At 69.6% G+C, this 22572-nt stretch carries 21 protein-coding genes; 14 read left to right on the plus strand and 7 right to left on the minus strand.

All coding sequences use genetic code 11. The annotated features are described in order from the left end of the window. Positions 1-58: 58 nt before the first annotated feature. Entirely contained in the window at positions 59-1627 is a 1569-nt protein-coding gene (locus AB0A65_RS20685) for a Rieske 2Fe-2S domain-containing protein (RefSeq protein WP_359953412.1), read from the plus strand. Positions 1628-1674: 47 nt separating this feature from the next. Here the strand turns inward: AB0A65_RS20685 and AB0A65_RS20690 are convergent, their stop codons facing one another. After that, on the minus strand, positions 1675-2079 hold the full coding sequence (locus AB0A65_RS20690; protein WP_359953414.1) for a hypothetical protein: 405 nt from the start codon (positions 2077-2079) through the stop codon (positions 1675-1677). A 109-nt stretch (positions 2080-2188) separates the two neighbouring features. Beyond that, positions 2189-2959 (minus strand): TetR/AcrR family transcriptional regulator, encoded by a 771-nt coding sequence (locus tag AB0A65_RS20695; RefSeq protein ID WP_359953416.1) that lies wholly within the window; start codon positions 2957-2959, stop codon positions 2189-2191. A gap of 170 nt (positions 2960-3129) precedes the next feature. Here AB0A65_RS20695 and AB0A65_RS20700 point away from each other — a divergent pair, with 170 nt between their 5' ends. The 10 genes from AB0A65_RS20700 (at position 3130) to map (ending at position 15417) form a co-directional block, all read left to right on the plus strand. Further along, positions 3130-5295, plus strand: coding sequence for an MMPL family transporter (locus tag AB0A65_RS20700; protein WP_359953418.1), 2166 nt, complete (start codon positions 3130-3132; stop codon positions 5293-5295). A 231-nt stretch (positions 5296-5526) separates the two neighbouring features. Continuing rightward, positions 5527-6516, plus strand: coding sequence for a sugar ABC transporter permease (locus tag AB0A65_RS20705; RefSeq protein WP_359953420.1), 990 nt, complete (start codon positions 5527-5529; stop codon positions 6514-6516). 103 nt (positions 6517-6619) lie between these two features. Continuing rightward, positions 6620-7396 carry a carbohydrate ABC transporter permease gene (locus AB0A65_RS20710; protein ID WP_359953497.1) on the plus strand — a complete coding sequence of 259 codons (777 nt, stop codon included), beginning with the start codon at positions 6620-6622 and terminating at the stop codon, positions 7394-7396. A gap of 44 nt (positions 7397-7440) precedes the next feature. Next, positions 7441-8748, plus strand: a complete 1308-nt coding sequence (locus tag AB0A65_RS20715) for an ABC transporter substrate-binding protein (protein WP_359953422.1) — start codon at positions 7441-7443, stop codon at positions 8746-8748. A gap of 79 nt (positions 8749-8827) precedes the next feature. Next, positions 8828-9673: a formyltetrahydrofolate deformylase gene (gene purU / locus AB0A65_RS20720; protein ID WP_359953424.1), complete on the plus strand. Its 846-nt coding sequence runs from the start codon at positions 8828-8830 to the stop codon at positions 9671-9673. A 47-nt stretch (positions 9674-9720) separates the two neighbouring features. Next, positions 9721-10905, plus strand: coding sequence for a 1-deoxy-D-xylulose-5-phosphate reductoisomerase (gene dxr, locus AB0A65_RS20725; protein WP_359953499.1), 1185 nt, complete (start codon positions 9721-9723; stop codon positions 10903-10905). 15 nt (positions 10906-10920) lie between these two features. Beyond that, entirely contained in the window at positions 10921-12189 is a 1269-nt protein-coding gene (locus AB0A65_RS20730) for a site-2 protease family protein (protein WP_359953501.1), read from the plus strand. 28 nt (positions 12190-12217) lie between these two features. Continuing rightward, a complete protein-coding gene (gene ispG, locus AB0A65_RS20735; RefSeq protein WP_359953426.1) occupies positions 12218-13399 on the plus strand; it encodes a flavodoxin-dependent (E)-4-hydroxy-3-methylbut-2-enyl-diphosphate synthase in 1182 nt (393 codons plus the stop codon). A gap of 200 nt (positions 13400-13599) precedes the next feature. Next, the gene (locus AB0A65_RS20740) at positions 13600-14133 is read left to right on the plus strand and encodes a hypothetical protein (protein WP_359953427.1); all 534 of its coding nucleotides are present in this window, start codon (positions 13600-13602) and stop codon (positions 14131-14133) included. A gap of 387 nt (positions 14134-14520) precedes the next feature. Next, a complete protein-coding gene (gene map / locus AB0A65_RS20745; RefSeq protein ID WP_359953428.1) occupies positions 14521-15417 on the plus strand; it encodes a type I methionyl aminopeptidase in 897 nt (298 codons plus the stop codon). Positions 15418-15470: 53 nt separating this feature from the next. Here map and AB0A65_RS20750 read toward each other — a convergent pair whose 3' ends face one another. The 5 genes from AB0A65_RS20750 to AB0A65_RS20770 form a co-directional block, all read right to left on the minus strand. Beyond that, a complete protein-coding gene (locus AB0A65_RS20750) occupies positions 15471-18269 on the minus strand; it encodes an FtsX-like permease family protein (RefSeq protein WP_359953429.1) in 2799 nt (932 codons plus the stop codon). Continuing rightward, positions 18269-18988 (minus strand): ABC transporter ATP-binding protein, encoded by a 720-nt coding sequence (locus AB0A65_RS20755; protein ID WP_359953430.1) that lies wholly within the window; start codon positions 18986-18988, stop codon positions 18269-18271. The genes AB0A65_RS20750 and AB0A65_RS20755 overlap by 1 nt, the downstream gene beginning before the upstream one ends. An 8-nt stretch (positions 18989-18996) precedes the next feature. Further along, positions 18997-19578 (minus strand): PadR family transcriptional regulator, encoded by a 582-nt coding sequence (locus AB0A65_RS20760; RefSeq protein ID WP_359953432.1) that lies wholly within the window; start codon positions 19576-19578, stop codon positions 18997-18999. 119 nt (positions 19579-19697) lie between these two features. After that, complete coding sequence (locus AB0A65_RS20765) at positions 19698-20111, minus strand: DUF4439 domain-containing protein (RefSeq protein ID WP_359953433.1); 414 nt, start codon at positions 20109-20111, stop codon at positions 19698-19700. Next, on the minus strand, positions 20108-20503 hold the full coding sequence (locus tag AB0A65_RS20770) for a hypothetical protein (RefSeq protein WP_359953435.1): 396 nt from the start codon (positions 20501-20503) through the stop codon (positions 20108-20110). The genes AB0A65_RS20765 and AB0A65_RS20770 overlap by 4 nt, the downstream gene beginning before the upstream one ends. 82 nt (positions 20504-20585) lie before the next feature. On the opposite strand from AB0A65_RS20770, the gene rimP reads away from it, so the two are divergent. The 3 genes from rimP (at position 20586) to AB0A65_RS20785 (ending at position 22496) form a co-directional block, all read left to right on the plus strand. Further along, positions 20586-21047 (plus strand): ribosome maturation factor RimP, encoded by a 462-nt coding sequence (rimP, locus tag AB0A65_RS20775; RefSeq protein ID WP_359953436.1) that lies wholly within the window; start codon positions 20586-20588, stop codon positions 21045-21047. Positions 21048-21124: 77 nt separating this feature from the next. Beyond that, complete coding sequence (gene nusA / locus AB0A65_RS20780; protein ID WP_359953438.1) at positions 21125-22159, plus strand: transcription termination factor NusA; 1035 nt, start codon at positions 21125-21127, stop codon at positions 22157-22159. Positions 22160-22205: 46 nt separating this feature from the next. Next, positions 22206-22496 carry a YlxR family protein gene (locus tag AB0A65_RS20785; protein ID WP_359953440.1) on the plus strand — a complete coding sequence of 97 codons (291 nt, stop codon included), beginning with the start codon at positions 22206-22208 and terminating at the stop codon, positions 22494-22496. The last annotated feature ends 76 nt before the right edge of the window (positions 22497-22572 follow it).

The following is a 22572-nucleotide window of genomic DNA, read 5'->3' on the forward strand; positions in this document are numbered from 1 at the left end:
GCCAGGCTGTGACTTGTAGGCTGGGGGCGTCGTCGTCCCCATGTCCGGAAGGGTAACCGTGCGAATCACCGGTACCGGCCACGCCAGCATGTTCATCGAGACCGCCGCGGGTTCGATCCTGTGCGACCCCTGGGTGAACCCCGCGTACTTCGCGTCGTGGTTCCCGTTCCCCGACAATTCGCAGCTGGACTGGGACGAGCTGGGCCAGGCCGACTACCTGTACGTGTCGCACCTGCACCGGGACCACTTCGACGAGGAGAACCTCACCAAGCACATCAGCAAGGACACGACGGTCCTGCTGCCGGAGTACCCCACCTCCGAACTGGAGTCCGAGCTGCGGGCGCTGGGCTTCCACAAGTTCATCAAGACCGTGTCCGAGGAGATCGTGGAGCTCCCCGGCGGCGTCAAGGTCATGATCCAGGCGCTCACCAGCCCCACCGACGGCCCGATCGGCGACTCGTCGCTGTGGGTCGAGGACGCCGACGGCACGCGCCTGCTCAACCAGAACGACGCCCGCCCCACCGACATGAGCGTGTTCCTCCAGCACGGGAAGATCCACGCCCACCTGCTCCAGTTCTCCGGCGCGATCTGGTTCCCGATGGTCTACGAGCTGCCCGACAACGCCAAGCGCGCCTTCGGGAAGCAGAAGCGCGAGCGCGGGTTCGACCGCTCGCTGCGGTACATCGACGACGTCAAGGGCGACTGGGTCTTCCCGATCGCCGGGCCGCCCTGCTTCCTGGACGACTCGCTGTACCAGTTCAACGACGTGTTCGGCGACGAGGGCAACATCTTCCCCGACCAGATGTCCTACGTGGAGTGGCTGGAGCGGCAGGGGCACGAGAACAACCTCATCCTGCTGCCCGGCTCGGTCGCCGAGGTCCTCGCCGACGGCTCCGGGTCCGTGGCCCACCCCGTGGACGACATCAAGGTCTGGTTCGAGAACAAGAAGCAGCACCTCGACGAGTTCAAGGAGCGGATGCAGCCGCGGATCGCCGCGGAGAAGGCGTCCTGGTCCCACCCCGAGATCGACGTCCTGGAGACGCTGCGCGAGCGCATCGAGCCGCTCATGGAGTCCGCAGAGCACATCGCCACCGGCATCGGCGGCCCCGTGCGCTTCGACCTGACCGCGCCGGACTCCGACCAGGTCGTGGAGTCGATCGTGTTCGACTTCCTGGAGCGGAAGATCCACCACGACGACGGCGGGAAGGTCCGCTACCGGTTCCGCACCGAGCGGCGCCTCATCGAGCACCTGCTGCACATCCGCGAGGTCGACTGGGTCAACTCGCTGTTCCTGTCGTGCCGGTTCACCGCGGCGCGCATCGGCCAGTACAACGAGTACGTGTACGCGTTCTTCAAGTGCCTCAGCGAGGAGCGCCTCCAGTACGCCGAGGGCTGGTACGCCGAGCAGCGCCCCGACGACGAGGACATCACGATGAACGGGTGGCAGCTCCAGCGCCGCTGCCCGCACCTCAAGGCCGACCTGTCGGTCTTCGGGAAGATCGAGGAGGGCGTCCTCACCTGCCAGATGCACGGGTGGAAGTGGAACCTGAAGTCCGGCAAGTGCATGACCTCCGTCGGGCACGACATCCGCTCCTGCCCGGCCGACGAGGCCCCCGCGGCCTCCTAGACGCACAGGGAAGGGCCCGGACCGCGCCGTCCGGGCCCTTCGCCGTCCTACTCGTCGAGCGTGGTGCAGGCGCCCGCCACGTAGCCGGACTGCCCGTTCCAGTTGACGTGGTCCCAGTAGGTCCAGCCCTGGACGCCGCAGACGCTGTAGGGCCCGCCCTCGACGATCCCGCACCAGGGCACGGAGACGCCCTGCGGGATGATGCCGTCGATCGTCGCGTTCGTGTTCGGCTCGCGCCGCAGGTTCACGCCCGCCAGGGTCGTGACCGATCCGATCGCCTCGCACTGCGGGTTCGCCTCGGCGGCCGCCGCGGGTGCGGCCTCCGCCTCCGGCGCCGGTGCGGCGCCCGCGGCGCCGCCGGAGAACAGCGTGAAGACCAGCGCCGCCCCGACCGCCGTGATGCCGAGCCCGGCCCTGCCCGCCATGCCCCTTCGCATGATGCCCTGCCGCATGATCAATCCCCTCCCGGACCGGCGAGCGCCGGCCCCGTCCCATGATGGGGACTCATCGATGCGGCCGCAGGCGGTCGGCGGGAAGCGGCGCTGTCCGATATCGGACCGGCTACCCGTCGATCCCGAACTCGCGGATCATGGCGAGGATCTGGGTCTTGTAGAACTCGTCGACGTTGTCCTGCACCGGCAGGGACCCGAACGCCTCCATGACGACCAGGCCGAACACCCGCACCCACGCCGAGGTGAACGTGAAGATCCACGACAGCGGCAGCGGCTCTCCCACGATGAACGCCGAGCACTTGTCCATCAGCTCGTCCTGGAGGCCCTCGGAGATCTCGGGCATCTCGACGGGCCCGGCCGGGGGCAGCTCGCCGTTCTCGGTCTTGCGGTAGAACGCGGCCATCTCGCGGCCGCACAGCTGCGAGTGCTCCAGGGACTTCATGGTCACCGGGTCGACGTTCTCGGGGGCCTGCTCCAGGCGCACCCCGTTGATCGACATGGCGCTGTTGGCCTCGGGGTAGGAGATCATCAGCTCGAACTCGCGCCGGTTGCCCACGGCCCAGGCCCGGAAGGCCCAGATCCAGGACTTCATCCGTTCGAGGTGGGCGTCGGGCGGGAAGGCGTCCATGGCCTTCCTCGTCTCGGCGATAAGTTCGTCGTAGAGGTCGCAGCACGTGGCGATGAGCAGTGCGTCGAGGTTGTCGAAGTAGCGGTAGAGGGCCGCCGGGGTGACTCCCACCTCCCGTGCGATGGCGCGGAGGGAGATCCCGCTCGGACCGTGCTCCTGGAGCTGCCTCCGGGCGCTCGCCTTGATCTCGGCGATGGTCTCCGCGCGCATGCGCTCGCGACGGGTCGGGCCACCCGCGGTGTTGGAAGTCACTGCTCTCCTCTGCTTACGATTCAGTTAACAGCGTTGACTCTATGAGGGGCGTTCATTAGAGTAAACGGCGTTAGCTAAATGATCAACGCTTACCATCGTACCGCCGACCGGACCTCCGGCACCAGCGGTCGCAGCCTCCCTCTCCGCTGAACACCCATAGGAGAAAGCTCATGTATTCCCTGCTAGGCCGGGCGGTCATCAAGACCCGCTGGGCGATCCTCGCCGGCGTCGCCGCGGTCTTCGCCATCGGCGCGACCTGGGGCCTCGGCGTCTTCGACGAGTTCACCGACGGCGGGTACGTCTCCCAGGAGTCCCGCTCCGTGCTCGACGCCGAGGCCATCGAGGAGGAGTTCGGCTCCATCGGCGCCGAGGTCGTGGTCCTGTACTCCTCCGACACCCTCACCGTGGACGACCCGGCCTTCGCCGACGCCGTCCAGAGCGCCGTCGCCGACATCAACGGCATCGACGAGGTCGACACCGCCGCCTCCTACTACGAGACCGGCCAGGAGGGCTGGGTCTCCGAGGACCGGCACGCCACGTTCGTCCCGGTCACCCTCGCCGGGGCCTCCGACGAGGAGCGCGCGGGCGTCTTCTCCGGCATCGAGCAGGAGCTGCGCGACGCGGGCGACACCGCGGACCTCGACGTCCGGCTCGGCGGCGGGGCCGCGATCTTCGCGGACCTGAACGAGCAGGTCCAGCACGACCTGGAGATCGCCGAGATGATCTCCATGCCGATCCTGCTGCTCATCATGATCCTGGTCTTCGGCGCCCTCGTGGCCGCCTCGCTGCCGCTGCTCATCGGCGGCATGTCGATCCTCGGCGGCTTCGCGATCACCCGCGTCATCACCGAGTTCACCGACGTCTCGGTGTTCGCCGCCAACGTCATCACCATCATCGGCCTCGGCATGTCCATCGACTACTCGCTGTTCGTGCTGCGCCGCTTCCGCGAGGAGCTCGCGCAGGGCCGCGACAAGCGCACCGCCGTGATGAACACCGTCGCCACCGCCGGGCGCACCGTCATGGTCTCGGGCCTCATCATCGTCCTGTCGATGGGCGGCCTGCTCCTGGTCGACGTGCCGTTCCTGCACGGCATCGCGTACGGCGTCATGTCCGCCGTCGGCGTCGCCATGCTCGCCGCGCTCGTCGCCCTCCCCGCGGTCCTGTACCTGCTGGGCCACAACGTGGACAAGGGCCGCCTGCCGTGGCGCCGCAACGCCGCGCCCAAGACCGACACCGGCTTCTGGCACGGCCTCGCCGCGGGCGTCATGCGCCGCCCTGTGCTCGTCCTGCTCCCCGTCCTCGCGTTCATGGCGCTCCTGGCGAGCCCCATGCTCGACATGCAGTTCGGCGGCGTCGACGAGCGCGACATGCCCGAGGACGCCGAGTCCCGCGTGGTCACCGAGACGATCGCTGCGGACTTCCCCGGCGGCGAGGAGGAGACCTTCCAGGTCATGGCCGTGGGCGACCAGGCCGCCATCGCCGAAGTGCAGTCCGAGCTCGAAGGGCTCGACCTGGTCGACGGCGTGCGGCCCGCGGCCGAGCCCACCGCCGACGCGATGCTCTTCGACGTCCTCTACGACCTCGACCCGTTCAGCGCCGACGCCCGCGGCCTCATCGAGGACGCCCGCGCCATCGACGTCGACGGCGCGGACCTGTACGTCACCGGCGGCGCCTCCGACCGCGTCGACATGCTCGAAGCCGTCGCCGACGGCCTGCCGTACATGCTCGGGTACATCGTCATCGTCACGATGGTCGTGCTGTTCCTCGCGTTCGGCTCGATCGTGCTGCCCATCAAGGCGGTCCTGATGAACGCCGTCTCGCTGGGGGCCGCCCTCGGCATCGTGGTGTGGATCTTCCAGGAGGGCCACCTGTCGGACCTGCTGGGCTTCACGCCCTCCGGGTACATCGACCCGTCGAACCTGCTGCTCATGATCGCGCTGCTGTTCGCGCTGGCGACCGACTACGAGGTGTTCCTGCTGTCGCGGGTCCGCGAGGAGTGGGACCGCGGGGCAGACAACCGGACCGCCGTCCTGCGCGGCATGCAGTCCACCGGGTCGGTGATCACCGCCGCGGCGGCGATCCTCATCGTGGTGGTCGGGGCGTTCGCGTTCAGCGGCATCACGTTCATGAAGATGATCGGGCTCGGCATGGCCGTGGCGATCCTGCTGGACGCCACCGTGGTCCGGATGCTCCTCGTCCCCGCGACGATGCGCCTGCTGGGCCGCGCGAACTGGTGGGTCCCGGGCCCGCTGGGCCGCCTGTACTCCAAGTACGGCATCAAGGAGTCCGGCGAGGCCGCACCGTCTGCGGAGGAGCGGACCCCGGTCAAGGTCTGAGCGCGTCCACAGTCTGAATCCAAGGGAACCAGGGCCCGTCCGGAGCGATCCGGGCGGGCCCGTTCCCGTTGCGGGAGTGGCGTACGCACTGCTCATCCCGGTTCGCACCCCCGTTCCGGGCCGCCCCGAACAATATCCAAGAATTTAAGTTGAGCCATTGACTTTAGGCAAGCGGTTGCATAGATTGATGTGATCTAGGAGCCAACCCCCTCCGAAAGGTCCCAATACCCTATGACCGACAACGATGTCGCTGTGGTGCGCCCGAAGCAGCGCAGCTCGGGCCCACCGCCCGAGACCGCCGCACCCGCGCCGCCCCCGGCCCCGAAGCAGGGCCGCGGGACGATCCGCACGCGCGAACGCTGGGCCGCCCTGAGCTTCATGTCCCCGTGGATCATCGGCCTGCTGGCGATCACCGTCGGGCCCATGGTCGCCTCGTTCTACCTCTCGTTCACCGACTACAGCCTCGGCTACGGCGAGTGGGTCGGCGGCGAGAACTACGCCCGGATGTTCGAGGACCCGCGGCTCGCCAACGCCGTCCAGGTCACCGCGGTCTACACCTTCGTGTCGGTGCCGCTCCAGCTCGCCGCCGCGCTCTTCCTCGCGATCGTCCTCGACCGGGGCCTGCGCGGGATGAGCTTCTACCGCTCGGTGTTCTACCTGCCCTCGCTGCTCGGCGGCTCGGTCGCGATCGCGATCATGTGGCGCCAGATCTTCGGCACCGAGGGCCTGGTCAACCAGGTCCTGGCGATCTTCGGCGTCCAGGGCCAGGGCTGGGTCTCCCACCCCGACTACGCCCTCGGCACCCTGATCATCCTGCACGTGTGGACGTTCGGCTCGCCGATGATCATCTTCCTCGCGGGGCTGCGCCAGATCCCCACCATGTACTACGAGGCGGCCAAAGTGGACGGCGCCGGTCCGGTGCGCCGCTTCTTCAGCGTGACGATCCCGCTCCTGACGCCCATCATCTTCTTCAACCTGGTGCTCCAGATCATCAACTCGTTCCAGTCGTTCACGCAGGCGTTCATCATCTCCAGCGGCAAGGGCGGCCCGGCCGACTCCACGATGTTCCTCACGCTGTACCTGTACGACCAGGGCTTCACCCAGTTCGACATGGGCTACGCCTCCGCGATCGCCTGGCTCCTGCTGGCCATCATCGCGATCTTCACCGCGCTCAACTTCCTGATGTCGAAATTCTGGGTGTTCTATGGCGACAACGACTGAGACGACGGCGGCCCCCGCCGCCCCGGCCCGCCGCCGCGCCCAGCGCGGCCCCGCGATCGGCCTGAAGCGCTTCGTCTTCCACCTGGCCCTCACCGTCGCGGCGATGGTCATGATCTACCCGCTGCTGTGGATGCTCTCGGCGTCCTTCAAGCCGATCGACGAGATCTTCGCCGACCCCGGCCTGATCCCCTCGACCTGGGTGTGGTCCAACTACTCCGAGGGCTGGAACGCCCTGCCGCACCCGTTCGAGAAGTACATCTGGAACTCGATGGTCATCGTGGCCGGCTCCATCGTCGGGAACCTGGTGTCCTGCTCGATGGCCGCCTACGCCTTCGCGCGGCTGCGGTTCCCGTTGCGCGGCATGCTGTTCGCGGTGATGCTCGGGACCATCATGCTGCCGATCCACGTCGTGATCATCCCGCAGTACATCCTGTTCAACAACCTCGGCTGGGTCGACACGTTCTGGCCGCTCATCGTCCCCAAACTCCTCGCCACCGACGCGTTCTTCGTGTTCCTCATGGTCCAGTTCATCCGCGGCCTGCCGCGCGAACTCGACGAGGCCGCCTCGATCGACGGCTGCGGCTACTGGGGCACCTACCTGCGGATCATCATGCCGCTGTGCATGCCCGCGCTCGCGACGACCGCCATCTTCACGTTCATCTGGACGTGGAACGACTTCTACTCGCAGCTGATCTACCTGCGCGACGTGGACCTCCAGACCGTGCCCCTGGCGCTGCGGCTGTTCATGGACTCCACGGGCACCACCAACTGGGGCGCCCTGTTCGCCATGTCGATCGTCGCACTGGGCCCGATCTTCGGGTTCTTCCTCGCCGGCCAGCGGTACCTCGTCCGGGGGATCGCCACGACCGGCATCAAGTAACATCCGGCATACATTCCCTCACATAGTCCTGAAAGGACGGAAGAATGCGCAAACCCAACCCCTCGGGCGTCTCGCGGAGGACGCTCGCCAAAGCCGGGATCTTCGGCGCTGCGGCCGCACCCCTCCTCGCGGCCTGCGGCAACGACGGCGGCGGCGGTGACGACGGCGACGGCGAACTGGACTTCTGGTGGTGGGGCTCCGACCCCCGCCACGAGTACACCCAGAAGATCATCGACGCCTTCCTCGCCAAGAACGAGGGCATCACGATCAAGCCCAGCCCCAACGAGTTCGACGCCTACTGGGACGCCCTCAACGTCTCCGTGTCGGGCAACAACGCCCCCGACGTGATGCAGCAGGACGACCGCTACCTGCGCGACTACGCCGACAAGAACGCCCTCCTGGCCCTGGAGGACCTCGACGTCGACCTGTCGAACATCGAGGAGGCCACCCTCAAGACCGGGCAGTTCGACGGCAAGACCTACGGCATCCCCACCGGCGTCAACGCCTTCGCGCTCCTCGTGAACCCGGCGATCGTCGAGGCCGCGGGCGTCGCCATGCCCGACGACACCGCCTGGAGCTGGGAGGACTTCCTCACCTTCACCGCCGCCGTCTCCGCGGGCGGCGACGCGATCGGCAGCTCCGGCCTCTCCCTGAGCAACGAGTCGCTGTTCAACGTGTTCGCCCGCCAGAAGGGCGAGAGCCTCTACACCGACGAGGGCACCCTCGGGTTCACCGAGGGCACCATGAACGAGTGGTGGCAGCTCGTCCTCGACCTCCAGGCGGCCGGGGGCATCCCCGAGTCCTCCCAGATCGTCGAGTACGCGGCCGCGGGCCAGGACCAGTCGCCGCTGGCGACCGGCACCGGCGCCTCGGAGTTCTACTGGACCAACCAGATCGGCGCGATCCAGACCGTGCTCGGCTCCGATCTCGTCCTGCTGCGCCCGCCGGGGGAGTTCACCGGCTCCCAGACGGGCCTGTTCCTGAAGTCGGCCATGTTCTGGTCCGCCGCGCGCACCACCTCCGACAAGGCCGCCGCGGGCAAGCTCATCGACTTCCTGCTCAACAGCGACGAGTCCCTGGACCTCATGCTCGGCGACCGCGGCCTCCCGGCCAACATCGCCCAGCGCGAGCGCATCCTCCCGCAGCTCCCCGCCGACCAGAAGCTCGGCGCGGACTTCATCGCCGCGATCACCCCCGACCTCTCGGAGGGGCCCGCGGTCCCGCCGGTCGGCTCCGGCGCCGCCGCCGACATCATGCGCGGCGTCTACGAGGGCCTGCTGTTCGGCAGCGCCACCGTCGAGGAGTCCACCGCGTTGTTCATCGAGCAGGTCAACACCGCCATCGGCGCTTAAGCGCCTTTAGCACCGCACGACCGGAGGGGACGGGCCGCGCCCGTCCCCTCCCGCATGCCGCACGGGTACCATTGGAGCGATGACCAGCCAGTTCGTGCTCACGCTCTCGTGCCCCGACCGCCTCGGCATCGTGTACGCCGTCTCCGGGTTCCTCACCCGCCGCGACGCGAACATCGAGGACTCCCAGCAGTTCTCCGAGCACGGCTCCGGACGCTTCTTCATGCGCGTCGAGTTCAGGACCGAGCACGCCCGCGACGAACTGGCCGTCGGCTTCGCCGAGATCGCCCGCGAGTACGACATGGACTGGCAGCTCACCGACCGGGCCGTCAAGCCCCGCGTCCTCATCATGGCCTCCAAGCAGGGCCACTGCCTCAACGACCTGCTCTACCGCTTCCGCATCGGCGCCCTCCACGGCGAGGCCGCCGCGGTCGTCTCCAACCACCCCGACTGGGCCGACCTCGCCGCGTCCTCCGGCGTCCCCTTCCACCACCTGCCCGTCGGCCCCGGCGGGAAGGCCGCCCAGGAGCAGGAGATCCTCGACCTCATCGAGGCCGGGAGCATCGACGTCGTGGTCCTCGCCCGCTACATGCAGATCCTCTCGCCCGAGTTCTGCGCCAAGCTCCCCGGCCGCATCATCAACATCCACCACTCGTTCCTGCCGAGCTTCAAGGGCGCCCGCCCCTACCACCAGGCCCACGCCCGCGGCGTCAAGCTCATTGGCGCGACCTGCCACTACGTCACCTCCGACCTCGACGAGGGCCCCATCATCGACCAGGAGGTCGCCCGCGTCGACCACGCGATGACCCCCGACGACTTCGTCTCCGCCGGACGCGACCTCGAATCCACCTGCCTCGCCCGCGGCCTCGCCGCGCACCTCGATCAGAGGATTCTCCTGAACGGGCATTCCACGGTCGTTTTCCGCTAGCGGATAATGGCCGCGTGACAGTCGCGAAAGAAGAGCAGCGCGAGATCGTGCTCCTGGGGTCCACCGGCTCCATCGGCACCCAGGCCATCGACATCGTCCGCGCCGATCCGGGCCGCTTCCGAGTGACCGCGATCGGCGCGGGCGGGTCCAACCCCGCCCTCCTCGCCGACCAGGCCGTCGAGCTCGGCGTCGAGGCCGTGGCCGTCGCCGACGCGACCGCCCTCGAAGCGGTCCAGCTGCGCCTGTTCGCCGCCGCCAAGGAACGCGCCTGGGACAGCGGCGGCTTCAAGATGCCCAAGCTCATCGCCGGACCGAACGCCATGTCCGAGATCGCCGCCTGGCAGGCCCACACGGTCCTCAACGGCATCACCGGGTCCATCGGCCTCGCCCCGACCCTCGCGGCCCTCAAGGCCGGACGCCAAGTGGCCCTTGCCAACAAGGAGTCCCTCGTCGCCGGAGGCCCCCTCGTCGCCGAGGCCGCCGCCCCCGGCCAGCTCGTCCCCGTCGACTCCGAGCACTCCGCGCTCGCCCAGTGCCTGCGCTCCGGGGCCCCCGAACGCGTCGCCAAGCTCGTCCTCACCGCCTCCGGCGGCCCCTTCCGCGGCCGCACCCGCGCCGACCTCGCCGAAGTCACCGTCGAGCAGGCCCTCGCCCACCCCACGTGGGCCATGGGCCCGGTCGTCACCATCAACTCCGCGACCATGGTCAACAAGGCCCTCGAAGTCATCGAGGCCCACGAGCTGTTCGGCATCGGCTACGACGACATCCAGGTCGTCGTCCACCCGCAGTCCGTGATCCACTCCATGGTCGAGTTCACCGACGGCTCCACCATCGCCCAGGCGTCCCCGCCCGACATGCGCCTGCCCATCGGCCACGCCCTCGCCTGGCCCGACCGCCTCCCCGGCGCCGCCCGCCCCGTCGACTGGACGCAGGCCGCCGACTGGCACTTCGAGCCCCTCGACGAGACCGCGTTCCCCGCCGTCGCCCTCGCCAAGGACGCCGGCCGAGCCGGGGGCCTCAGCCCCGCGGTCTACAACGCCGCCAACGAGGAAGCGGTCGCCGCGTTCCGCGACGGGCGCCTCCCGTTCCTCGGCATCGTCGACACGATCGAACGGGTCCTCGACGCCGCACCCGAGTTCGGCCGACCCTCAAGCGTCGCCGACGTCCTCGAAGCGGAGAACTGGGCGAGGTCGAGCGCCCGACGGCTAGTCTTGGCAGCGTCCGAGCGTTAGAAGGAGACCGACTTGCTGGCCTACATCACCGGGATCGCGCTGTTCGCGCTGGCGATCCTCATCTCCGTGAGCCTCCACGAGTTCGGGCACATGCTCACCGCGAAGGCGTTCGGCATGAAGGTGACCCGCTACTTCGTGGGCTTCGGGCCGACCCTGTGGTCCTTCCGCAAGGGCGAGACCGAGTACGGCGTCAAGGGCGTCCCGCTCGGCGGCTTCGTCAAGATCGTCGGCATGACCCCCCTCGAAGAGGAGGAGGAAGACCTCGACGAGAAGGACCAGAAGCGGGTCTTCTGGCGCAAGCCCCTGTGGCAGCGCACGATCGTGCTCGCCGCGGGCTCGGTCACCCACTTCGTGCTCGGCTTCGTGGTGCTGTGGATCCTGGTCGCCTTCGTCGGGATCGGCGTCAACCCCGCGTACGCTTCGGCCGCAGCCGAATCGGAGAAGGACATCGCGGTCACGGTCGCGCCGTGCGTGGTCACCAGCGACCCCGCCACCGGCACCGCCGGGGACTGCGCCGAGGGCCAGATCGAGGGCCCCGCGTACACCGCCGGGATCGAGGACGGCGACCAGATCGTGAACGTCGGCGGGACCGCCGTCACCGACTGGGACTCGCTCATCGCCACCGTCTCCGACCTGACCCCCGGCGAGGCCGTGGCCGTCACGGTCGACCGCGACGGCACGGAGAAGACCGTCGAGGTCACCCCCTACGCCGCCGAGGCCGAGAACGAGGACGGCACCGTCGAGACCGTTGCGCGCCTTGGCGTCACCGTCTACGTCGACCCCGCGATCCCCTACACCGCCGCGGGCGCCGGGCCGATCGCCGGGATCGGCGAGACCGTCACCTACACCGGTGACATGTTCAAAGAGACGTTCGTCGCACTCGGCCAGCTGCCCTCGAAGATCCCGCCGCTGTGGGACGCGATCATGGGGGAGGAGCGCTCCGAGGACACCCCCGTGAGCGTCGTGGGCGCCTCGCGCCTGGGCGGCGAGATGGTCCAGTACGACCAGTGGGCGATGTTCTTCATGCTGCTGGTGGTCCTGAACTACTTCATCGGCGTGTTCAACCTGCTGCCGCTGCTGCCGATGGACGGCGGGCACATCGCCATCGCCTGGTACGAGAAGTTCCGGTCGTGGGTGGCCGCCAAGCGGGGCAGGCCCGACCCGGGCCGAGTGGACTACTTGAAGCTGATGCCGTTGACCTACGCTGTGATCGTCCTCCTGGGCGGCTTCATGCTGCTCACCATCACCGCCGACATCGTCAACCCGATCACTATCTTCAACTGACCAGCGAATCTGGGTGGAGACTAGCTCTATGACCGCAGTGAACCTCGGTATCCCCACCAAGCGCCACGATCACGAGATCGAGCCCCTGGCGCCCCGCCGCACGACCCGCCAGCTCAACGTCGGCGGCGTCCTGGTGGGCGGCGGCGCGCCGATCAGCGTCCAGTCCATGACCACGACCCGGACCTCCGACATCGGTCCGACGCTCCAGCAGATCGCGGAGCTGACCGCCGCGGGCTGCCAGATCGTGCGGGTCGCGTGCCCGACGCAGGACGACGCGGACGCGCTGAAGGTCATCGCGAAGCAGTCGCAGATCCCGGTCATCGCCGACATCCACTTCCAGCCGAAGTACGTGTTCGCGGCCATCGACGCGGGCTGCGCGGCGGTGCGCGTCAACCCGGGGAACATCAAGCAGTTCGACGACCGGGTCGGCGAGATCGCCAAGGCCGCGAAGGACGCCGGGACGCCGATCCGCATCGGCGTCAACGCCGGCTCGCTCGACAAGCGCCTGCTCCAGAAGTACGGGAAGGCCACCCCGGAGGCCCTCGTCGAGTCGGCGCTGTGGGAGGCGTCGCTGTTCGAGGAGCACGACTTCCGCGACATCAAGATCTCGGTCAAGCACAACGACCCGGTCGTCATGGTCAAGGCGTACCGCCAGCTCTCCGAGCAGTGCGAGTACCCGCTGCACCTGGGCGTCACCGAGGCCGGACCGGCCTTCCAGGGGACGATCAAGTCCGCGGCGGCGTTCGGCGCGCTCCTGTCGGAGGGCATCGGCGACACCATCCGCGTCTCGCTCTCGGCCCCGCCGGTCGAGGAGGTCAAGGTCGGCAACCAGATCCTGGAGTCCCTGGGCCTGCGCGAGCGCGGCCTGGAGATCGTCTCGTGCCCCTCGTGCGGGCGCGCGCAGGTCGACGTGTACACCCTGGCCGAGCAGGTCACGGCCGGTCTCGAAGGGCTGCCGGTGCCGCTGCGCGTGGCCGTCATGGGCTGCGTCGTGAACGGCCCCGGCGAGGCCCGCGAGGCCGACCTGGGCGTGGCGAGCGGCAACGGCAAGGGCCAGATCTTCGTCAGGGGCGAGGTCATCCGCACCGTGCCGGAGTCGCAGATCGTGGAGGTGCTCATCGAGGAGGCCGTGCGCCTCGCCGAGGAGATGGGCGCCGACCTCCCCGACGAACTGAGGGAGCTCGCGGGGCCGGTCGTCAAGGTCCACTGAGTGTCGGATGGCCGACTCCCGACAATCGAGCGGTTCCCTACGCTGGAGAGCAGCGGCAGTTCAAGCCGGGTGCGAACCGGACATCCCGCCCATCATGTGCAGAATTCCACATTGGTGACTCGGGGGATTCCGCCTGCCCGTCCCGGAGCGCCACGCATAATGACTGTCGTGCATGCACCCGTGGAAGGGGAGCCATCGACATGGGCAAGATCGAGCGCCAGATATCCGAGGGCGTCACCAAGTACTACTGGTACCCCGGAGAGAAGATCGACTGGATCCGGGGCGTCCTGACGCTCCTCGGCGGCGGGCTCCTGTTCGCGCTGATCTACGTCGTCACGAAGAACACGCTCCTCGCCGCGGTCGTCGCGGGCACGGCGGTCCAGGCGGTCGTCGGCGCCTACCTCGGCCGCCGGGACGCCGCGGGGCTCTCGGAGTTCCACGACCCGGCGACCGAGCGGCGCGAGGCCGTCATCGACGGCACCCGCGCGGCCTGGCGCGGCACCCTCCAGGGCCTGCTGTGCGCGGGCTCGGCGATGCTGGTGCTCAACATGCCGCACACGGGCTTCCTGGCCGACTGGGTGCTGCCGTTCGTGCCTTCGATCATCGGCGCGATCGCGCACTCCGGCGGGATGCTGTGGGAGCGGCTCGCGCAGGAGGTCACGGCCCCCGAGGCCGCGGCCGCGGCGGCGGAGGCCGACGCGGAGGAACCCACCAAGGAGCTCGAAGCGGCCTAGCCGCTTCGCCCGAGAGGCCCGCGCCCCTGACGGGGGGACGCGGGCCTTCGGCGTTCGCGGGGGTGGTGAGCCGACGCAGGGCGACTGCACGCCGCCTGGGTTGGACAGGCGGGGCGCTCGACCGCGGGAGGTGTCGTACACCGCCGCCCCGGTCGGAACCGGACGGCGGAACTACCGCGGGAGCAGCGCCCCGCGCCGGCTCGGTAGGAGAGAGTCCTCGCGGGGTCCGGCCCTGCTCAAGGAGCGGACCGGAGAACTCAGGATGCCCATTCGGGACACGAAACGCAAGAGGTTTTCTCCTCGCGAACCGCACTTTTGCGCGTCGTCTCGGTAACGGTGCAACAGCCGCCCCGCGGGCCCCGCGCGCGCCGTCGCTAGCATGGCCCGATGAGTTCCCGTCCCGCCCTGCGCCCCGGAAAGCAGAGTCCCCGCCGGAGCGTCCCCGACGCGATCGCCCGCCCCGAGTACGTCGGGAAGCCCGGCCCGGCGCCGTTCACCGGCACCGAGGTGAAGGACGCCGAGACCGTCGAGAAGATGCGGGTCGCGGGCCGGATCGCCGCAGACGCGCTCGTGGAGGCCGGGAAGGCCGCCGTCCCCGGCACCACCACCGACCGGATCGACGCGGTCGCCCACGAGTACCTGTGCGACCTGGGCGCCTACCCCTCGACGCTCGGGTACCGCGGCTTCACCAAGTCCTGCTGCACCTCCGTCAACGAGGTCATCTGCCACGGCATCCCCGACTCCACGGTGGTGCAGGACGGCGACATCGTCAACGTCGACATCACCGCGTTCATCGGCGGCGTCCACGGCGACTGCAACGCCACGTTCCTCGCCGGGGACGTCTCGCAGGAGGCCCGCGACCTCGTCGAGCGCACCTGGAAGGCCACCTGGCGCGGCATCAAGGCCGTCAAGCCCGGCCGCCAGCTCAACGTCGTCGGGAAGGTAATCGAGGCGTACGCCGCCCGCTTCGGGTACGGCGTGGTCCGCCAGTTCACCGGCCACGGCATCGGCACCGCGTTCCACTCCGGCCTCTACGTGCCCCACTACGACAACCCGAAGCTCACCGTCGAGATCGAGACCGGCATGACCTTCACGATCGAGCCGATGATCAACCTCGGCACCGCCGACCACGACATGTGGGACGACGGCTGGACCGCCGTCACCCAGGACCGCAAGTGGTCCGCCCAGTTCGAGCACACGCTCCTGGTGACCGACGACGGCTTCGAGATCCTCACCCTCCCGACCGAGGGCGCCCCCGCCGGGACCCCCGCGGGCCAGGCATAGCGAAAGGGCCCGCCTGCTGTCGCAGGCGGGCCCTTCTCATTCTCCTTGCGGCACTACGTGATCCGGCGCTCGCTCGGCAGCGTCGCCTTCGTGAACACGATCGCCCCGGCCGCCGCCACCAGCGGCACCGCCAGCAGCATGATCGCGAAGCTCGCCCACGGCAGCTCCCAGCCGTACAGGCTCGGGAACGGGTACTCCCACTGGAGCGGCCGGTTCAGCGCCTCGCGGATGACCGCGTACCCGATCACGCCCGCCACGGTGCCCAGACCGGCGCCGAACAGCGCGATCACCGTCGTCTGCCACATCGCGAACCGCTTGCGCAGCCCCGGGGCCGCCCCGACCGCGCCGAGCGTCGCCATGTCCCGCTTCTGCTCCGCGATGATGAGGCCCGTCGACACCGCCGTCGCGCCCAGCGCGATGAGCGCGCACAGGCCCGTCACGGCGATCGTGAAGTAGAACATGAAGTCGTCGGTGTAGTCGACGACCATGAAGCTCGCCCACACGTCGCCGCCCGCGAGCTCCTGGTCGAAGTCCGCCGCGAGCCCCTCGGCCGCAGCCGCGTCCACCTCGCCGGCGCCCTCCACCAGGAACACCTGCTGCCACACGCCGGGGGTCATCCCCAGCTCCTCGGCCGCATCAGGGCTGAAGAACACGCGGTTGGCGCCGAGCTGCCCCCGGTCCACGTACATCGCCGGGATCGCGACCTCGCGCTCCTCGGTCTCCTCGTCCCCCTGGACGCCCGTCTCCTCCTCGTAGACGGTGAGCGTCTGCTGGAACGTCAGCGTCCCGTCGTCGGTGATCGCGAACCGATCGGTCACCAGCACCCCGCCCGCCTCCAGCACCGCGACCGCCTCGTCGAGCTCCTCGCCTTCGAGCTCGGTGTAGGCCGCGACGATCTGCGGATCGGTCGAACCCGGGACGTCCCACAGGCTGCCCCAGAAGTCGTTCGGCGTCTCGTCGCACCGCTCGTCCTCGCGCGCCGCCTCCGCGGCCGCCCGCTGGTCGTCCTGGTCGGCGATCTCGACGGCCCAGTACGGGCACCGGTTCTCCTCGGGCCGCACGAACGTCCACTGGCAGTCGACGGCCTTGCCCGGCTCCTCCGCGACGGCCCCGCAGCCGTCATCGGGCGTGTACGTCGTCACCGGAACCAGGTCGACGTCGCCGATGCGCGACTCCAGGATCGGCTCGGCCTCGGCCGCCGCCGCGTCCCAGTCGACCTCGCCCTGGTCCGCGAGGTTGTTGTACATCGTCAAGGTCATGTCGCCCTGCGACAGCAACTGCTCCTGGTCGGCCGCGGTCCGCACCGAGTCGGCGGAGACGACCATCGAGAACGCCATGCCCGCCGCGACCACGCCGAGCACCGCGGCGATGGCAGGAGCCGCCGAGCCGCGGTTGCGCCCGGCCTCCCGCAGCGCCATCCGCGGCGCCAGCGGCAGCCACTTGCCGAGCTTCGCCGCGAACGTCAGCAGCGACGGCGTACACGCGACCAGACCCAGCTGCGCCAGGATGATCGCCGCGGCCAGCAGCGGCACGCTCCACACCGCCACACCGACCAGGCCCGCCGCGATACCCGCGGCCAGGACGCCCAGTCCGATGAGCAGCAGGCGCTTCGAGCCCTTGCGGCGCCCCGCCCGGCCCGTCAGCGCCTCCACCACGTTGATGCGGGAGGCGCTGATCGCGGCGGCGAGCGCCGACAGCAGCCCGGTCCCGATCGCGACGCCCACCAGCGCGGCCTGGAGCGCCGGAAGCACCTGGAGCCCCGCGCTGCGGTGGCCGACCAGCTGCTCCAGCCACGGCATCCCGACCGCGATGAGGCCGATGCCGACCGCGATCGCCGCCACCGCCGCGAGCACCCCGAAGAGCACGCCACCGGCGAGGACGGTGGTGCGGATCTGCCCGGGCGTCGCCCCGTTCGCGCTCATGAGCGCGAACTCGCGGGTGCGCCGCCGCGCGCTGATCGCGAACGCCGGCCCGGCCAGGAGCACGACCTCCATGATCACCACGACCACGATGAGGCCGAAGATCGCCAGTTCCGACTGGTCCATCGCGATCGAGGTGGACGCGTACTCGCCGGAGGGCGGGGTGTCCAGGAGCGACTGGGACCAGACGGTCAGCCCCAGTTCGTTGAGCGCCAGGGCCTGGTCCATGGTCAGCGGCTCGTCAGTGTCCACCAGCCAGCCGCTCGCCTGGGCGGGGAACATCCCGCCGATCGCGAAGCGCCCGTTCAGGTCCCACGGCATCTCCACGATGCCGCTCACCTCGTGCTCGCCCGAGCCCCGCCCGCCGTCGACCGACAGGTCGTCCCCGACCCCGAGGCCGAGGTACTCGGCCGCGGCCGTGCTCAGCACGACCTCGCCGCGGCCCGGAGCCGAGCCCTCGCGGTACACGAGCCCCGCGTCCTCATAGGCCGCGTCGCCCAGGTTGTAACCGAACGTGAAGATGTTCCCGAGCCCGTCCGGGGTCTCGACCTGCGAGGTCTCCCCCGAGCCGGAGTACGGCGTGTACGGGGCGATCCACGAGCCGACCGGCAGCGTCGCCAGGATCTCCTGGTCGGTGACCGCGCGGCCCGGGTCCTCGTAGTCCTCCATGTCGTAGTACGGCCACAGCTCGTTCCAGCTGTGCTGCGTCAGCGGCGCCCCGGGGGTGCTGAACTCGATGTACGCCTCGTTGCTCCCGAGGACCTGCTCCGCGGTCTCCTCGTCGGAGAGGCTGACGGTGTCGTAGGCGCTCGCCGCGATCGCGACCGCGAGCAGCGGGAGCCCCAGCAGGACGATCGACAGGGCCGACCGGCCCTTGTAGCGCCACGCCTCGCGGCGGGCGATGCGGAATCCGAGCCGCTGGCTCGCGAACATCACTGGGCCCCTTCGAGGAGCGTCTCGGCGTCGGCCAGCGGCGCGGAGGAGTCCACGACGCGGCCGTCGCGCAGGAACACCACGCGGTCGGCCCACCCGGCGTGCCGGGCGTCGTGGGTGACCAGCAGCCCGGCGGCGCCCTCGTCGCAGCGGCGCCGCAGCAGCTTGAGCACCTCCTCGCCGGTCACGGAGTCGAGCGCGCCGGTCGGCTCGTCGGCGAGCACGAGCCGCCGGTCCCCGATCAGCGCACGGGCGATGGCGACGCGCTGCGCCTGCCCGCCCGACAGCTCGTCGGGGAACCGGTCGCCCTGCTTGGCGTCGAGGCCGACCTCTTCAAGCGCGGCGTGCGCGAGCGTGCGGGCCTTGCCCGCGGCCATCCCGTCGAGCTCCAGCGGCAGCGCCGCGTTCTCGGCGGCCGTCAGGCTCGGGACCAGGTTGTAGTCCTGGAACACGTACCCGATGCTCCGGCGCCGCAGCGCCGCGAGCTTCTTCTTGTTCAGGGACGCGAGGATCGTGCCCTCCACCAGGACCGCGCCCGAGGTCGGGGCGTCGAGCCCCCCGGCGAGGTTGAGGAGGGTGGACTTGCCGGAGCCGGAGGGGCCCATGATGGCCACGAGCTCCCCGGCCTCGATGCGCAGGTCGGTGTCGATGAGGGCGTTGACGGCGTTGTCGCCGTCGCCGTGGACGCGGGTGACGCCCTGGAGTTGCAGAACGGACATGGTGGGGGTCACCGCTTCTCTTGGAGGACTTCGGTCTCGGACTCGTCGGCGTGCTGGGGGAACGGGCGGGGCTCGGGGCGGCCGGTGCGCGCCACGACGGCCTCGGTGTGGTCGAGCCACCTGATCTCGGCCTCCGCGCGGAAGATCATCGACTCCAGGACCAGCCGCCACGCCAGCTCGGGCTGGTCCTCGGCGGCCTTGAGCCGGGTGTACTCCTGAAGGAGCCGGAGGGTGGCCGTCCGCTGCCGCTGGATGACGTCGGCGACGTCCACCCCGGGTGTGGTCACGGCCAGGGCGAGCTTGATCGTCAGCTCGTCGCGGGGCCGGTCGGCGGCCTGCACGGGGGAGGCGAACCAGCCCGCGAGGTGGCGGCGCCCGGAGTCGGTGATCCGGTAGGGGCGCTGGCCGGAGTCGTTCTCGGGCATGGCCTCGACGAGCGCGTCGCGTTCGAGCCGGTTGAGGGTGGTGTAGACCTGGCCTATGTTGAGCGGCCAGGTGTTGCCGGTGGCGCTCTCGAACGCGGAGCGGAGCTGGTACCCGTAGGCGGGTCCGCGTTCGAGCAGCGCCAGGAGGCTGTGCTTGACACTCATGTGCAACCTCGCATCGCTGGGGACACTCTTCACCGTGAAGAGATACTCAGTAGGGTATAGCGGGTATGCAAATGATGGATACGCGGTATGGGTCCTCGGTGTGATCCCAGGTCAGCGCGTTACTCGGGCCGCCCCGGCCACGGGTCGGCCACGGCCTGGCCGACGGCCAGCCGCCACCGCGCGAGCGCGACGGCCGCGGCCGAGTACATGTCGAGGCACAACTGCCGCTCCTCCGGGTCGGACGCGGCCACGCCCGCCCGCCACGTCGTCGCCACGCTCTCCTCCACCGTGGTCAGCAGCTCCTGCGCGGTGGCCGCGTCGCCGATGACGCCGACGTCGTAGGACGGCTCGGGCGGGGGCGCGTCGGCGCCCGCGGCCGCGTAGTGGTCCAGCAGCACGTCGCGCCGGGACCGGTGCTCCGATTCGAGGGCCTCGGCCCGCTCCCTGGGATCGCCGTCGAGGTGCACGGCGGCGGCCCCGTAGGCGTAGATCGCGGCGTACTCGGCGGCCAGGCCGGTGTCGATCGCGGTCACGCGATCACCGCCGCGTGGGCCGCGCGGCTGGCGGCGATCTCGCCGAAGAGCACGGCGTAGTCGGACTGGGTCGTCATGCACGCCTCGGCGGCCTCGGCGCTCCCGGCGGTCTCGGCGTCGGCGAGGGCGGCCGCGTCGGCGGGCGCCTCCGCTTCCTGCTCCGATACCGAGCTCGGGCGCAGCAGCCGCTCCAGTGTCGCGGCGTGGGTCCGGTGGTCTTCGGCGATCTCGTTGTATCCCAGGGCTTCTGCTCCTTGCGCGAGTGCGCGCGCGGTGCGGAGCGCAGCGGTGAGGTCGGCGTCGGCGGTGATGATCTGGCCCGTCTGCCCGGTGCAGCCCGCGGCCGTGAGGACGGCCGCGCCTACCAGGAGTCCGCGTCGAGTCGTGAACACACACCCAGTTTCCCAGGCTGCCTTTCCATTCTGACTCCGGGCGGTTAATCTCGGCGAAATAGGCGATACGAGAGGAGTGCGCATGGGATCCGAGCAGCGCGCCGAAGTGGAATCCATCCTCGACCCGGCGGTCTCGGCCGCGGGGTACGACCTGGAGGGGCTGACCGTCACGAAAGCGGGCCGGAGGCTCCTCGTCAGGGTCCTTGTGGACAAGGACGGCGGGATCAGTCTGGACGATGTGGCCGTTGTCTCGAAAGCGTGCTCGAAGGCCCTGGACGAGGCCGACTCGACGGGAGGACCCTTCGCGGACACCGCATATACCCTGGAAGTGTCGTCGCCGGGGGTCGACCGTCCGCTGACCGAGCCCCGGCACTGGCGGCGTAATATTGGGCGCTTGGTAGCCGTGAACATCGGGGAGGAGCCCGTGAAAGGGCGGATCGCGGATGCCAGCGAGCGGGGGATTGAACTAGAGGCCGACGGCGTGCGCCGCTCGGCCACCTATGCCGAGCTGGGGCCCGGCAAGGTGCAGATCGAGCTGCGATGAGCGTCCGAAGGCGACGCCACCGGCTCGCACGCCTTGAACGGCCGCGGTGAGGACAACTCAAGACTTAAGGAGAACGGGTGCATATCGACCTGGCCGCGCTGCGGTCGCTGGAACGCGAGCGCGACATCCCTTTCGAGACAATCCTCGGCGCTATCGAATCGGCGCTGCTGACCGCCTACAAGCACACCCCCGGGGCCGATGAGCGCGCACGTGTCGTGGTCAACCGCGACAGCGGCATCGCCAATGTCCTGGTCCCGGTGCTGGACGAAGAGGACGAGGTCGTCTCCGAGCGCGACGACACCCCCGAGGGCTTCGGCCGCATCGCCGCCCAGACCGCGAAGCAGGTCATCCTCCAGCGCCTGCGCGAGGCGGCCGACGAGGTCAACTACGGCGAGTACTCCGGCAAGGAGGGCGACATCGTCACCGGCGTCGTCCAGGCCCACGGGGAGCGCAACGAGCGCGGCATCGTCACCGTCGACCTCGGCAAGATCGAGGCGACCCTCCCGTTGAACGAGCAGGTGCCCGGCGAGACCTACGAGCACGGGAAGCGCATCCGCGCCATCGTGATCCAGGTGAACCGGACCGCCCGCGGACCCCAGATCACCCTCTCCCGCACCCACCCCGCCCTGGTCAAGAAGCTGTTCGCGTTCGAGGTCCCCGAGATCGACGAGGGCGCCGTGGAGATCCCGGCGATCGCACGTGAAGCCGGTCACCGTTCCAAGATCGCGGTGCGCGCCACAACGAAGGACGTCAACGCGAAGGGCGCGTGCATCGGCCCGATGGGCTCGCGTGTGCGCGCCGTCATGAGCGAGCTCGGCGGAGAGAAGATCGACATCGTCGACTGGAGCGCCGACCCGGCGCAGTTCGTCGCGAACGCGCTCTCCCCGGCGAAGACCCTGTCGGTGCGGGTCGTGGACGAGTCCACGCGCTCCACTGAGGTGATCGTCCCCGACTACCAGCTTTCGCTGGCGATCGGCCGGGAAGGGCAGAACGCGCGCCTTGCGGCCAGGCTCACCGGTTGGCGGATCGACATCAAGTCCGACGCGCACGTGTCCGGCGGCACGAAGGAGGAGACCGGCCCGGCCGGTGGCGGCCGCCGCTCCGGGAGGTAGACTTATTAACGGATCGCAACGTGACGCAGCGGTAGTCCGCACCTGTGTGGGTTGCCGCAGACGTGCTTCCGCTTCCGAGCTGCTGCGCGTCGTCGTCCAACGCTCTGAGGGTTCCCAGAACCGCTTGGTTCCGGACCCGCAGCGCCGCCTCAGCGGCCGCGGAGCCCATGTGCACCACTCTACGAACTGCCTTGACCAGGCAGTTCGCAAGCGTGCGTTCGCCAGGGCCCTCAGGATAGACGGAGCCGTGGACGTCGCCATGGTGCGAGCCCTTGTCGAGTCGGAGTCGGCCGAGAGGCCGACTCCCGCACACGAAAAGCAGGTAGAGACCGAATGAAGACCACGCGATGAAGTTCTCCCGATGAACTGGTTGTCAGTGGAAGGCTGAGGTCGGCGGGCGCTGCCCGTACGGC

The sequence above is a fragment of the Glycomyces sp. NPDC047010 genome (genome assembly GCF_040644205.1).
Taxonomy (GTDB): domain Bacteria; phylum Actinomycetota; class Actinomycetes; order Mycobacteriales; family Micromonosporaceae; genus Glycomyces.